The following is a 14,189-nucleotide window of genomic DNA, read 5'->3' on the forward strand; positions in this document are numbered from 1 at the left end:
GCACGTTCTACTAAAAATCGATGTTTTGCTTTGACAATCCCCTGCGCTTTTGCGAAAACATTCGAGGAAGAAAAAGTGTTGGCTTTGGTTATAGCGCATTCTGGCGCAAGCTCGTGCCAATTTACCGGGCTATTGAAATTCACGCATGGTGTGGACAGACGCCATGCGTAATATCGATAGCTGCCAGCGGGCAACGGTCTTCTAACTGACACCCTGAACAGTGAAGTGCAATGGGTAATGGCAGGTGTAGGGAAGGAATACAGAGAGACAATAATAATGGTAGATAGCAAGAAGCGCCCTGGCAAAGATCTCGACCGTATCGATCGTAACATTCTTAATGAGCTGCAAAAGGATGGGCGTATTTCTAACGTCGAGCTTTCAAAAAGAGTGGGTCTTTCACCGACGCCGTGCCTTGAGCGCGTTCGTCGTCTGGAACGACAGGGTTTTATTCAGGGCTATACGGCTCTGTTGAACCCGCATTATCTGGATGCCTCACTTCTGGTATTTGTTGAGATTACTCTGAATCGTGGCGCGCCGGATGTGTTTGAGCAATTCAATGCTGCTGTACAAAAGCTGGAAGAAATTCAGGAGTGCCATCTGGTTTCCGGTGATTTCGACTACCTGTTGAAAACCCGTGTACCGGATATGTCCGCTTACCGTAAGCTGCTGGGCGAAACCCTGCTGCGTCTGCCGGGCGTTAATGACACCCGTACTTACGTCGTCATGGAAGAAGTCAAGCAAAGTAATCGTCTGGTTATTAAGACCCGCTAACACAGAACAGGTGCAAACCGGGCGTAGTTTGATTACACTCCTGTTAATCCATACAGCAGCAGTGGCGGGGTTTCTCGCCACTGCTGTCCGTTTTACCTCATGGACCTGGAGAGCCTGTCTTGAGCCAGGAATACACCGAAGACAAAGAAGTCACACTCACTAAATTAAGCAGCGGGCGACGTCTGCTCGAGGCGCTGCTGATCCTCGTTGTGCTGTTTGCCGTCTGGCTGATGGCCGCCCTGTTAAGCTTCAATCCTTCCGATCCGAGCTGGTCACAAACAGCCTGGCATGAGCCTATTCATAATCTAGGCGGCGCGCCGGGCGCATGGCTTGCGGATACGTTGTTCTTTATTTTTGGCGTAATGGCTTACACCATTCCGGTCATTATGGTCGGCGGGTGTTGGTTTGCCTGGCGTCAGCGCGGCAATGACGATTACATCGACTATTTCGCCGTAGCGCTGCGCCTTATCGGCGTGCTGGCGCTGATCCTGACCTCTTGTGGGCTGGCCGCGATCAACGCTGACGATATCTGGTATTTCGCCTCCGGCGGCGTGGTAGGTAGCCTGCTCAGCACGGCGTTACAGCCCATGCTCAACAGTAGCGGCGGCACCATCGCGCTACTGTGCGTCTGGGCGGCAGGGCTAACGCTCTTTACCGGCTGGTCATGGGTTAGCATCGCCGAGAAAATCGGCAGCGTCGTATTGACCGTGTTGACGTTTGCGAGCAACCGTACCCGCCGGGACGATACCTGGCAGGATGAAGACGACTACGAAGACGATGAAGAGCACGACGAATATGAAGAGGATGAGCGCGAGCTGAAGCCAGCGAAAGGAGAGTCCCGCCGCGCGCGTATTCTTCGTGGGGCTTTAGCGCGTCGTAAACGACTGGCCGATAAATTTAGCAACCCTGTCGCGCGTAAAACCGACGAAGCGCTCTTTTCTGGCAAACGTATGGATGACGCCGAGGAGGTGCAATATAGCGTACGCGGTACGCCAGCCGATGCGGACGACGTGCTCTTCTCTGGTCATAAAGTCACTGAGTCGGACATGTTTTATGACGAAAACGATCCGCTGCTCAATGGTCATTCCATTGCCGACCCGGCCGCCGCTGCGGCTGCCGCGACGCCGGTTGCGCCGGTTTGGGCTGCTGCCCAAACGGCTATGCCGTCTGATTCCGTTAGCGTCCAGGCACCGGATGCCGCAACGGGTATTGAATGGCACACCGCGTCTTCTGCGCCGCAATCCCATCCGGGTATCGCGCCAGAGCCGGATTATTACGCACAACCGCCCGTTACTGGCGCGCCGTTACAGGATGACCGTGGCTTGCAGCCTGCGCAGGCCAGCACACCTGCACCGCAAACTTATCAGCCTGTGCAAGCGAACCCTGCGCAATCGCCGTATCACTCTGCGCAACCGCAGGGATACGAGACTCAACAATCGCAGGGTTACCACACTCAGCACGCGCATCAACCGCATCCAGTGGCGTACCAGCAGACACCGACGCTGCATGACCCCTATACCGAGCCGCACGCGGCGCACCATCCTTCTGCTGAGGAGCCCTACGCGGCAGCGCAAGACGCCTTTACGCCAACACAACAGCCTTATACCCCCGGTCAAGTCACCGAGCCTGTGTATGAACCAGAGCCGGTTGCACCTCCGGAAGAGGTTAAACCTGCGCGTCCGCCGCTTTACCACTTTGAAGAAGTGGAGGCGCAGCGCGCTCGCGAGCGTGAACAACTGGCTGCATGGTATCAACCTGTCCCCGACCCGCAGGAACTTGCCCGCAAAGAGGAACCCGCGCGCGCGTCACAAACATCCGCGACTCCTGTGCACGTTTCAGATATTGCTGGTGCTGCCGCAGCGGGTATGAATGCTGGTGCATCGGCGAGCGCTGCGGCCGCGTCCGTTCACGCGGCTTCGCAGGCGGCTTCCGTAGCGTCACACACTGCGGCTGCCGCGTTTACGCCGGTTGCCGGTGAGGCGCCGCGTCCTCAGGTGAAAGAGGGTATAGGCCCGCAACTGCCGCGTCCAAATCGTGTCCGCGTACCGACCCGGCGTGAGCTGGCTTCTTACGGCATCAAACTGCCGTCTCAGCGGATGGCGGAAGAGCGTGCCCGCGAAGAGGCCGAGCGTCGTATGGCGCAACAGCCTCAGGGTGTCTCAGAAGAAGAAGCGGACGCGATGTACCAGGATGAACTGGCGCGTCAGTTTGCCGCCTCCCAGCAGCAGCGTTACGGTGAAGAGTATCAGGCTGAAATGAGTCCCGAGGACGCAGAGGCCGCTGAACAGGCGGAACTGGCGCGCCAGTTTGCCGCCACACAGCAGCAGCGTTACGCCACGCCGCAGCCTTCAGGGGCAGCGCCGCACCTGCCGGATGATTTCGAGTTTTCACCAATGAAAACGCTTGTCAGTGAAGGGCCGAGTGAACCGCTCTTCATGCCTGATGTAGCAGGGCCTGTTGAACCTGAGCCGTATCGCCAGCCACCACAGCCAGCGCCGTCTCACTATCAGGCCCCGCAACAGCCACCAGCGCAATATGCGGCACCTGCACCGGCTAATACAACCCAACCGGCATATGCGCAACCGCCGCAGGGGCATATTCAGCCCTCTGCTGCGCCACAGCCACCGGTTCAGTCACAGCAATACGCTGCACCTGCGCCAAGCTATCCGCCTTCGCAACCCGCCGCTGCGCCTGTCCAGACTGCACCGCCTGCTCAAGCACCGCGCGACAGCCTGATTCACCCGCTGTTAATGCGCAATGGCGATGAGTTGCCAACGCATAAGCCCTCTACGCCGCTGCCTTCACTGGATCTTCTGACATCGCCACCGGCGGAAGTTGAACCGGTGGATACCTTTGCACTGGAGCAGATGGCACGCCTGGTAGAAGCGCGTCTGGCGGATTTCCGCATCAAAGCGGATGTCGTCAACTACTCGCCTGGCCCTGTGATTACGCGCTTTGAGCTGAATCTGGCACCTGGCGTTAAAGCCGCGCGTATCTCGAACCTTTCTCGCGATCTTGCTCGTTCGCTTTCAACCGTCGCTGTGCGCGTCGTAGAGGTTATTCCCGGTAAACCTTATGTCGGCCTTGAACTGCCGAATAAGAAACGTCAAACCGTTTACCTGCGAGAAGTGCTGGACTGCGCGAAATTCCGCGACAATCCGTCGCCGCTGAGCGTCGTACTGGGTAAAGATATCGCAGGCGATCCGGTCGTTGCCGACCTCGCGAAGATGCCGCATCTGCTGGTAGCAGGTACGACCGGTTCAGGTAAGTCGGTGGGTGTTAACGCCATGATCCTGAGTATGCTCTATAAGGCGACGCCGGAAGACGTGAAATTCATCATGATCGACCCGAAAATGCTGGAGCTGTCCGTTTACGAAGGTATTCCGCATCTTCTGACCGAAGTGGTTACCGACATGAAGGACGCTGCCAATGCCCTGCGCTGGAGCGTGAATGAGATGGAGCGCCGCTATAAGTTAATGTCGGCGCTCGGGGTGCGTAACCTTGCTGGCTATAACGAGAAAATCGCCGAAGCCGAACGCATGGGGCGCCCTATCCCGGATCCTTACTGGAAACCTGGCGATAGCATGGACGCAACGCATCCGGTGCTGACTAAACTGCCGTATATCGTGGTGCTGGTTGATGAATTTGCTGATCTGATGATGACCGTCGGTAAGAAAGTGGAAGAGCTTATCGCACGTCTCGCGCAGAAAGCTCGTGCTGCGGGTATCCATCTGGTGCTGGCTACTCAGCGACCTTCAGTAGATGTCATTACCGGTCTTATCAAAGCTAACATTCCGACACGTATTGCGTTTACCGTTTCCAGTAAGATTGACTCGCGCACGATCCTCGATCAGGGCGGGGCGGAATCGCTGCTGGGGATGGGCGATATGCTCTACTCCGGCCCGAACTCGTCAATGCCAGTGCGTGTTCACGGCGCGTTTGTACGCGATGAAGAAGTGCATGCCGTGGTGCAGGACTGGAAAGCGCGCGGTCGTCCGCAATATGTTGATGGCATCACCTCTGACAGCGAAAGCGAAGGCGGCGGTGGGGGCTTTGACGGCGGGGAAGAGCTCGATCCATTGTTTGATCAGGCAGTCGCGTTTGTGGTGGAAAAACGCAAAGCGTCAATTTCGGGCGTGCAGCGTCAATTCCGTATTGGCTACAACCGCGCCGCGCGCATTATTGAACAGATGGAGATGCAGGGCATCGTCAGTGAACAGGGCCATAACGGCAACCGCGAAGTGTTGGCACCGCCGCCTTTTGAGTAGCAATCTGTTCCCCTGCGTGTGCGGCACGACAGCACGCATACGCAGGGCTTCCCACTCATCCTGACTGTGCAAAGATGGGTAAATAACCAAAAAATCAGGTTTTTCTTCTGTCGAAAACTACAGCCTTGTGGCTACAGTAAGGGACAGTAAGCGATCCCGTACCGGGGTCGGTCGTATTCTGAGGGATAACAATGAAAAAAATCGCCGTTACCTGTGCTTTGCTTTCCGCGTTTGCCGCATCTTCCGTTTGGGCGGATGCCGCAGGCGATTTGAAAAGCCGTCTCGATAAAGTTAGCAGCTTCCACGCCAGCTTCACGCAAAAGGTGACCGATGGCAGCGGTGCTGCCGTGCAGGAAGGACAGGGCGATCTATGGGTTAAACGTCCTAATTTGTTTAACTGGCATATGACGCAGCCGGATGAAAGCGTGTTGATTTCTGATGGTAAGACACTGTGGTTCTATAACCCGTTTGTCGAACAGGCGAGCGCAACCTGGCTTAAAGATGCCACCAGCAATACGCCGTTTATGCTCATTGCGCGTAACCAAAGCAGCGACTGGCAGCAATACAACATCAAACAAAACGGCGACGATTTCGTGCTCACGCCGAAAGCCAGTAGCGGCAACCTGAAACAATTTACGATCAATGTGAGCCGTGACGGCACCATTAATCAATTCAGCGCCGTTGAGCAGGATGAGCAGCGCAGCAGCTATCAGCTTAAGTCACAGCAAAATGGCGCGGTAGATATGAGCAAGTTTACCTTTACGCCGCCGCAGGGCGTGACGGTGGACGACCAGCGTAATAAGTAGAGGTCCGGGTGGGCAATCTTTCGCTCGATTTTTCCGACAACGCCTTTCAGCCTCTGGCCGCACGTATGCGGCCAGAAAATCTGGCACAGTATATCGGGCAGCAGCATCTGCTGGCGCCAGGTAAGCCGTTGCCCCGCGCCATCGAAGCCGGGCATCTCCATTCAATGATCCTCTGGGGCCCGCCAGGGACCGGCAAAACCACGCTTGCGGAAGTGATTGGGCGCTATGCAAATGCTGATGTAGAGCGGATTTCTGCTGTCACGTCAGGCGTAAAAGAAATTCGCGAAGCCATTGAGCGCGCAAGGCAAAACCGTAATGCAGGTCGCCGCACTATTCTCTTCGTTGATGAAGTCCACCGTTTTAATAAAAGCCAGCAGGACGCTTTCCTGCCGCATATCGAAGACGGCACGATAACCTTTATCGGCGCAACGACCGAAAATCCATCCTTTGAACTGAATTCGGCTCTGCTTTCGCGCGCGCGCGTATACCTGCTTAAGTCTCTGACGGTTGAAGATATCGAACAGGTGCTGACGCAGGCAATGACCGATCGCGCGCGCGGCTACGGTGGTCAGGATATCGTTCTGCCGGATGAAACCCGCCTCGCTATTGCAGAACTGGTGAACGGGGACGCACGACGCGCGCTCAATACGCTTGAGATGATGGCCGACATGGCGCCGACCGATGACAGCGGTAAACGGGTACTCAAGCCTGAGCTGCTGACGGAAATTGCAGGCGAGCGCAGCGCGCGGTTTGATAATAAAGGCGATCGTTTTTACGATCTTATCTCTGCGCTGCACAAATCGGTGCGTGGCTCCGCACCTGACGCCGCGCTGTACTGGTATGCGCGTATCATCAGCGCTGGCGGCGACCCGCTTTATGTGGCGCGCCGCTGTCTGGCCATCGCTTCAGAAGATGTCGGCAACGCCGATCCGCGTGCGATGCAAGTAGCGATTTCAGCCTGGGATTGCTTTACCCGCGTCGGGCCTGCCGAAGGCGAAAGGGCGATTGCCCAGGCGATTGTCTATCTCGCCTGCGCGCCGAAAAGCAATGCCGTTTACACTGCCTTTAAAGCGGCGCTCCGGGATGCTCGTGAACGCCCTGATTTCGACGTGCCGGAGCATTTACGTAATGCGCCAACGAAGCTCATGAAAGAAATGGGCTACGGGCAGGAATACCGTTATGCACATGACGAACCCAATGCCTATGCGGCTGGTGAAGAGTATTTCCCGTCCGAAATGGCACAAACGCGTTACTATCATCCCACCAACAGAGGTCTTGAAGGCAAGATTGGCGAAAAGCTAGCCTGGCTTGCTGAACAGGATCAGAAAAGCCCCACAAAACGCTACCGCTAATGCGGTCGTTGCGGTAAGGTTAATCGTTGAATATCAGTGCGACCGCAGGCAGCGGTCGCCTTTCCCTTTTCTTTTTTCGATAAGCACAGGATAAGCATGCTCGATCCCAATCTGCTGCGTACCGAGCCAGACGCAGTCGCAGAAAAACTGGCACGCCGGGGCTTTAAGCTGGATGTAGATAAGCTGGTCGCTCTTGAGGAGCGTCGTAAAGTTCTGCAGGTAAAAACTGAAAACCTGCAGGCTGAACGTAACTCGCGATCGAAATCCATCGGCCAGGCGAAAGCGCGTGGGGAGGATATTGAGCCGCTTCGTCTGGAAGTTAACAAGCTTGGCGAAGAGCTCGACGCGGCGAAAAATGAACTCGACGCGCTGCTGGCGGAAATCCGCGATATCGCGCTGACTATTCCTAACCTGCCGGATGATGATGTGCCGGTCGGTAAAGACGACAGCGATAACGTAGAAGTCAGCCGTTGGGGCACGCCGCGTAAATTCGATTTTGACGTGCGCGATCATGTCACGCTTGGCGAAATGCATGGCGGGCTTGATTTCGCGAGCGCCGTTAAGCTGACCGGCTCTCGTTTTGTGGTGATGAAAGGGCAAATCGCCCGTCTGCACCGCGCGCTGGCGCAGTTCATGCTGGATCTGCATACCGAAGAGCATGGCTATAGCGAAAACTATGTGCCGTATCTGGTTAACCACGATACGCTCTATGGCACCGGTCAGTTGCCGAAATTCGCAGGCGATCTCTTCCATACTCGTCCGCTGGAAGAAGAAGCGGACAGCAGTAACTACGCGCTGATCCCGACGGCGGAAGTGCCGCTCACTAACCTTGTGCGTGATGAGATAATCGACGAAGACGCGCTGCCAATCAAAATGACCGCACATACGCCGTGCTTCCGTTCAGAAGCGGGTTCATATGGTCGTGATACGCGCGGTCTGATTCGTATGCACCAGTTCGATAAAGTTGAAATGGTGCAGATCGTCCGTCCGGAAGATTCCATGCAGGCACTGGAAGAGATGACGGGCCATGCGGAAAAAGTTCTGCAACTGCTGGGCCTGCCGTATCGTAAGATGCTGTTGTGCACAGGGGATATGGGCTTTGGGGCGCGTAAAACCTATGATCTGGAAGTCTGGATCCCGGCGCAGGATACGTATCGTGAAATCTCATCCTGCTCTAACGTATGGGATTTCCAGGCGCGTCGCATGCAGGCACGCTGCCGTAGCAAGTCTGATAAAAAGACGCGTCTGGTGCACACTCTGAACGGTTCTGGCCTGGCCGTGGGCCGTACTCTGGTTGCGGTGCTGGAAAACTATCAACAGGCTGATGGCCGCATTGAAGTTCCGGAAGTCCTCCGTCCATATATGAAAGGCCTTGAGTTTATCGGTTAAGATAAATTCACTATCTTTTAAAGCGCCTGCGGGCGCTTTTTTCGTTTTAATACCGCTTCTTTTTCTCGTGTTTATTGATAAATTTTTTCATGGAAGTAAACCCCCGCTTTATTTTGCTAACGCGCTATTTTAAATAGAGAAATTTAAAAGTTTTGGCCTTATGGGGTATCGGATAAATCAAGGCTATTCATCGACAACCCTTTTTAACCGAAAAAGACGATTTCTGGCAGATTGACTTTGGCGCGGCTGGTGGCATGATGCGCACGAATTCTGATCTTCCTCACGGTTTATTCCATGACTACCTATACCCGGCCAGTGCTGCTTCTGCTCTGTGGCCTGCTTCTGTTGACCCTCGCGATAGCGGTGTTAAATACGCTGGTACCGCTGTGGCTTGCCCATGAAAATTTGCCTACCTGGCAGGTCGGCATGGTCGGCTCATCTTATTTTACCGGCAACCTTCTGGGTACACTGGTTACCGGCGCGCTGATTAAACGTTTTGGATTTAATCGCAGCTATTATATTGCCTCGCTGATTTTCGCTGTAGGTTGCGCCGGCCTCGGGTTGACGATTGGTTTCTGGAGCTGGCTTGCATGGCGCTTCATTGCGGGTATCGGCTGCGCGATGATTTGGGTGGTGGTTGAAAGCGCATTGATGTGCAGCGGCACGTCACGTAACCGTGGTCGTCTGCTCGCCGCGTATATGATGGTCTATTATCTCGGCACGGTCGCCGGTCAGCTGATGGTTAGCAAACTGCCTACCGACCTGGTAAGCGTTCTGCCATGGGTGACAGGCATGGTTATGGCAGCCATCCTGCCATTGCTCTTTACGCGCATCGTGAACAGCAGCAGCGAGCATCAGGAGAAAACCCATATCTGGCCAATGTTTAAGCTGCGCCAGGCGCGTCTTGGTGTTAACGGCTGTGTTATCTCCGGGATTGTGCTGGGCTCGCTGTATGGCCTGATGCCGCTTTACCTGAATCATCAGGGCGTCAGCGATTCTGGTATTGGTTTCTGGATGGCAGTCATGGTTAGCGCCGGGATTGTCGGTCAGTGGCCGATAGGAAAGCTCGCTGACCGTTTCGGGCGTCTGCTGGTGTTGCGAGTACAAGTTTTTGTGGTGATCGTCGGCTGTATGGCGATGCTGTCGCAAGCGGCAATGGCGCCAACGCTGTTTGTCCTTGGCGCTGCGGGCTTTACGCTTTATCCGGTGGCGATGGCCTGGGCCTGTGAGAAGGTAGAGCATCATCAGCTGGTAGCCATGAATCAGGCTCTGCTGTTGAGTTACACGATCGGCAGCCTCTTAGGGCCGACATTTACCGCTATGCTCATGCAGAGCTACTCAGACAGTTTGCTGTTTGTGATGATCGCCAGCGTGTCGTTTGTCTACCTGATGATGCTGATGCGTAAAGCGGGTCACCATCCTACGCCCGTGGCTCATGCCTGATAACAAAACGCCCGCTTAATGCGGGCGTTGTTTTAGTACATCACTTTGTGACCGTATTGCTCAAGGATGCCTTTCACCCGTTCCATCGTTTCTTTCTTCGGCGGTTTTACACCGTCGAGTTTGTACTCTTCACCCATTGCCACCCATTTATGCTTGCCGAGTTCGTGGTAGGGCAGCAGTTCAATTTTTTCAATATTACCCATTTCACGGGTAAATTCGCCGAGGCGATGTGCGGAATCATCATCATCTGACCAGCCGGGCACGACCACATAACGTATCCAGGTCTTAATCCCTTTAGCCGCAATATAACGAGCAAATTCCAGTGTGCGGTGATTAGAAACGCCCACCAGATTCTGGTGGATCTCGTCATTCATCTGTTTGAGATCGAGCATGACCAGATCGGTGACTTCCAGTAACTCGTCAATGACGGGATCGTAACGGCGCACAAAACCGTTGGTATCGAGGCAAGTATGAATACCTTCATTCTTACAGGCGCGGAACCAGTCGCGTACGAATTCTGCCTGCAGTATCGCCTCGCCGCCAGAGGCGGTAACGCCACCGCCCGAAGCATTCATGAAATGCCGGTAGGTCACTACCTCTTTCATCAGCTCTTCGACCGTAATTTCTTTACCGCCATGCGTGTCCCAGGTGTCGCGGTTATGGCAATAAAGGCAGCGCATCAGGCAGCCCTGAAAGAAGGTGATAAAACGGATCCCCGGGCCGTCGACGGTGCCACAGGATTCATAGGAGTGAATGCGACCAATTACTGACATTGCGGTGTTATCTCCAGTTCAGGCCCGATGCAGCGGGGCCGGGTGAGCGCGGTCTGTGCCGCGTCGAGTCTTTTTTGCGAGATAACTGAATTATAGTCAGTTGCCTTGCAGAAAAGGCTCAGGCTGGGGTGCGTTATAAGAAAGGCCCCACAAATGTGGAGCCTTCATTTTACGCGTTTTCAGTCAGAGCGGGTATTACATTGTCTGAGTGAAGGTACGGGTGATGACGTCCTGCTGCTGCTCTTTGGTCAGCGAGTTGAAGCGCACCGCGTAGCCAGAGACACGAATGGTCAGCTGCGGGTATTTCTCAGGATGTTCCATCGCATCCAGCAGCATTTCGCGGTTCATGACGTTCACGTTGAGGTGCTGACCACCTTCGATGGAGGCTTCATGGTGGAAGTAACCATCCATCAAGCCTGCCAGGTTGGTTTTACGCACTTCATCATCTTTACCCAGCGCGTTCGGTACGATGGAGAAGGTATAAGAGATACCATCTTTCGCGTAGGCGAACGGCAGTTTAGCAACAGACGTCAGAGAAGCGACAGCGCCTTTCTGGTCACGACCGTGCATCGGGTTAGCACCTGGGCCAAACGGTGCGCCAGCGCGGCGACCATCAGGGGTGTTACCCGTTTTCTTACCATAAACCACGTTAGAGGTAATGGTCAGCACGGACTGTGTCGGGATAGCGTTGCGGTAAGTATTGAGTTTCTGAATTTTCTTCATGAAACGTTCTACCAGGTCAACCGCCAGGTCATCCACGCGAGCGTCGTTGTTACCAAACTGCGGGTATTCGCCTTCGATTTCAAAGTCGATAGCCAGGCCGTCTTCATCGCGAATCGGTTTCACTTTCGCGTATTTGATAGCAGACAGTGAGTCAGCCGCGACAGAAAGACCTGCGATACCACACGCCATGGTACGGATAACATCGCGATCGTGCAGCGCCATCAGAGAAGCTTCGTAGCTATATTTGTCATGCATGTAATGGATGATGTTCAGGGCTGTGACATATTGTTTCGCCAGCCAGTCCATGAAGTGATCCATACGATTCATAACTTCGTCGAAGTTCAGCAAATCGCCTTTAATCGGCTCAGATTTCGGGCCAACCTGCATTTTCAGTTTTTCGTCAACGCCGCCGTTGATTGCATACAGCATGGTTTTCGCAAGGTTTGCGCGAGCACCAAAGAACTGCATTTGCTTACCAACAACCATCGGGCTTACGCAGCACGCGATAGCGTAATCGTCGTTGTTGAAGTCCGGACGCATCAGGTCATCGTTCTCATACTGCAGAGAAGAGGTGTCGATGGAAACTTTCGCTGCGAATTTCTTGAAGTTCAGCGGCAGTTTTTCGGACCACAGGATAGTGATGTTCGGCTCCGGAGACGGCCCCATGGTGTACAGGGTGTTGAGGAAGCGGAAGCTGTTTTTGGTAACCAGCGTACGACCGTCAACGCCCATACCACCGACAGATTCGGTCGCCCAAATCGGGTCGCCTGAGAACAGCTCATCATATTCCGGGGTACGCAGGAAACGCACCATACGCAGTTTCATGACCAGGTGGTCGATCAGTTCCTGGGCTTCCTGCTCGTTGAGTTTGCCTGCTTTCAGGTCGCGTTCGATGTAAACGTCGAGGAACGTAGATACACGGCCGAAAGACATCGCCGCACCGTTCTGGGATTTCACTGCGGCCAGGTAGCCGAAGTAAGTCCACTGTACCGCTTCCAGCGCGTTTGTAGCCGGACCAGAGATATCGCAGCCATATTTTGCTGCCATTTCTTTAATCTGACCCAGCGCGCGATGCTGGTCAGCAATCTCTTCGCGCAGGCGAATAGTTGCTTCCAGGTTAACACCGTTTTCCAGATCCTGCTGCAGAGAGACAAACTGGGCATATTTGTCTTTCATCAGGTAGTCGATACCGTACAGCGCAACACGACGGTAGTCACCGATGATACGACCACGGCCATACGCATCCGGGAGACCGGTCAGTACACCGGATTTACGGCAGTTCAGGATGTCTTTGGTGTAAACATCAAATACACCCTGGTTATGGGTTTTACGGTATTCGGTGAAGATTTTTTTCAGCTGCGGATCCAGCTCGCGGTTATACGCTTTGCAGGAACCCTCAACCATTTTGATACCGCCAAACGGGATGATGGCGCGTTTAAGCGGAGCTTCAGTCTGCAGACCAACAATTTTTTCCAGCGATTTGTTGATGTAACCCGCGTCGTGCGAAGTGATGGTGGACGCCACGGAAGTGTCGAAGTCAACTGGCGCATGCGTGCGGTTTTCCAGTTTGACGCCTTCCATGACTTTGTCCCACAGGGTAGTGGTGGCTTGAGTTGCGCCAGCCAGGAAGGACTCATCACCCTCGTACGGCGTGTAGTTTTTCTGGATAAAGTCGCGGACGTTGACTTCATTCTGCCAGTCGCCTTTCGCGAAACCTTCCCAGGCTGTGGCTAACTTTTCATTAAGCTCGGACATGTAACACCTACCTTCTTAAGTGGATTTTTTATTTACTGCCTGGAACAACTATCAGCGATGGTCGTCGCCACGCAGGTAAATGACCCAGTATGTCAATCCGACAAGCAAACCCCCACCAATAATATTACCTATGGTTACCGGTATCAGGTTATCAATGATGAAATTCATCACGGTCAGATGAGAAAATTGATCCGGCGAAGCGTGAATGGCGCTCCAGAACTCCGGGCTGCCAAAGTGACGAATCACTATCCCCATTGGGATCATAAACATGTTGGCGATACTGTGTTCGAAACCGCTGGCCACAAACATTCCAACCGGCAGAATCATAATAAAAGCTTTATCAATCAGGCTGCGGCCTGAATAGCTCATCCAGACGGCCAGACACACCATAAGGTTAGCCAGGATGCCGAGGCACACGGCCTCAATAAAAGTATGTTCGACTTTATGTGACGCGGTTTGCAGAACGTTGAGTCCCCAACCGCCATTGGCGGTCATATACTCGCCAGAAAGCCACATCAGTAAAACAAAGAGCAGGGCGCCGATCAGGTTGCCCACATAAACATTCAGCCAGTTGCGCGCCAGTTGTCCCCAAGTGATGCGACCGCTGGCTTTAGCGACAACAATCAGTACCGTAGAGGTAAAGAGATCGGCGCCGCAAATGACGCAAAGAATCAGACCGAGAGAGAAACAGGTGCCGCCAATCAGTTTTGCAATGCCGAAAGGCATGGTGGCAGTGCCGGTGGTGGCGGTGATATAGAAAACAAAAGCAATTGAGATAAATACGCCAGCCGTAATTGCCAGATAAAACGTCTTTAACGGATGTTTCGTGGCTTTATAAACACCCGCTTCCTCGGCGACTTTGGCCATAGCAGCGGGGAGTAATGAATCAAAAGGGTTGTCAGCTTTCAC

The 14,189-nt window shown here is 54.1% G+C and carries 9 protein-coding genes; 6 read left to right on the forward strand and 3 right to left on the reverse strand.

Features of this window, described 5'->3' with window-relative positions; translation table 11 throughout:
- Positions 1 to 276: 276 nt before the first annotated feature.
- The 6 genes from lrp to AFK62_RS06965 all read left to right on the forward strand — a co-directional run bounded on the left by lrp (position 277) and on the right by AFK62_RS06965 (position 10,029).
- Complete coding sequence (gene lrp / locus AFK62_RS06940; protein WP_000228469.1) at positions 277 to 771, forward strand: leucine-responsive transcriptional regulator Lrp; 495 nt, start codon at positions 277 to 279, stop codon at positions 769 to 771.
- A 119-nt stretch (positions 772 to 890) separates the two neighbouring features.
- Positions 891 to 5,039 carry a DNA translocase FtsK gene (ftsK, locus tag AFK62_RS06945; protein WP_053531801.1) on the forward strand — a complete coding sequence of 1,383 codons (4,149 nt, stop codon included), beginning with the start codon at positions 891 to 893 and terminating at the stop codon, positions 5,037 to 5,039.
- A 191-nt stretch (positions 5,040 to 5,230) separates the two neighbouring features.
- Entirely contained in the window at positions 5,231 to 5,845 is a 615-nt protein-coding gene (gene lolA, locus AFK62_RS06950; protein WP_007664636.1) for an outer membrane lipoprotein chaperone LolA, read from the forward strand.
- 8 nt (positions 5,846 to 5,853) lie between these two features.
- Positions 5,854 to 7,197, forward strand: coding sequence for a replication-associated recombination protein RarA (gene rarA, locus AFK62_RS06955; protein WP_007664637.1), 1,344 nt, complete (start codon positions 5,854 to 5,856; stop codon positions 7,195 to 7,197).
- A 96-nt stretch (positions 7,198 to 7,293) separates the two neighbouring features.
- Positions 7,294 to 8,586 (forward strand): serine--tRNA ligase, encoded by a 1,293-nt coding sequence (gene serS, locus AFK62_RS06960; protein ID WP_007664638.1) that lies wholly within the window; start codon positions 7,294 to 7,296, stop codon positions 8,584 to 8,586.
- A gap of 294 nt (positions 8,587 to 8,880) precedes the next feature.
- Positions 8,881 to 10,029: an MFS transporter gene (locus AFK62_RS06965; protein WP_007664639.1), complete on the forward strand. Its 1,149-nt coding sequence runs from the start codon at positions 8,881 to 8,883 to the stop codon at positions 10,027 to 10,029.
- Positions 10,030 to 10,061: 32 nt separating this feature from the next.
- On the opposite strand, the gene pflA is transcribed toward AFK62_RS06965, so the two are convergent.
- The 3 genes from pflA to focA form a co-directional block, all read right to left on the reverse strand.
- Positions 10,062 to 10,802 carry a pyruvate formate lyase 1-activating protein gene (gene pflA, locus AFK62_RS06970; RefSeq protein WP_007664641.1) on the reverse strand — a complete coding sequence of 247 codons (741 nt, stop codon included), beginning with the start codon at positions 10,800 to 10,802 and terminating at the stop codon, positions 10,062 to 10,064.
- Between the two features lie 195 nt (positions 10,803 to 10,997).
- Positions 10,998 to 13,280, reverse strand: a complete 2,283-nt coding sequence (gene pflB / locus AFK62_RS06975) for a formate C-acetyltransferase (protein WP_007664643.1) — start codon at positions 13,278 to 13,280, stop codon at positions 10,998 to 11,000.
- A 51-nt stretch (positions 13,281 to 13,331) separates the two neighbouring features.
- Positions 13,332 to 14,189: a formate transporter FocA gene (gene focA / locus AFK62_RS06980; RefSeq protein ID WP_032983912.1), complete on the reverse strand. Its 858-nt coding sequence runs from the start codon at positions 14,187 to 14,189 to the stop codon at positions 13,332 to 13,334.

The sequence above is a fragment of the Cronobacter condimenti 1330 genome (assembly GCF_001277255.1).
Taxonomy (GTDB): Bacteria; Pseudomonadota; Gammaproteobacteria; order Enterobacterales; family Enterobacteriaceae; genus Cronobacter; species Cronobacter condimenti.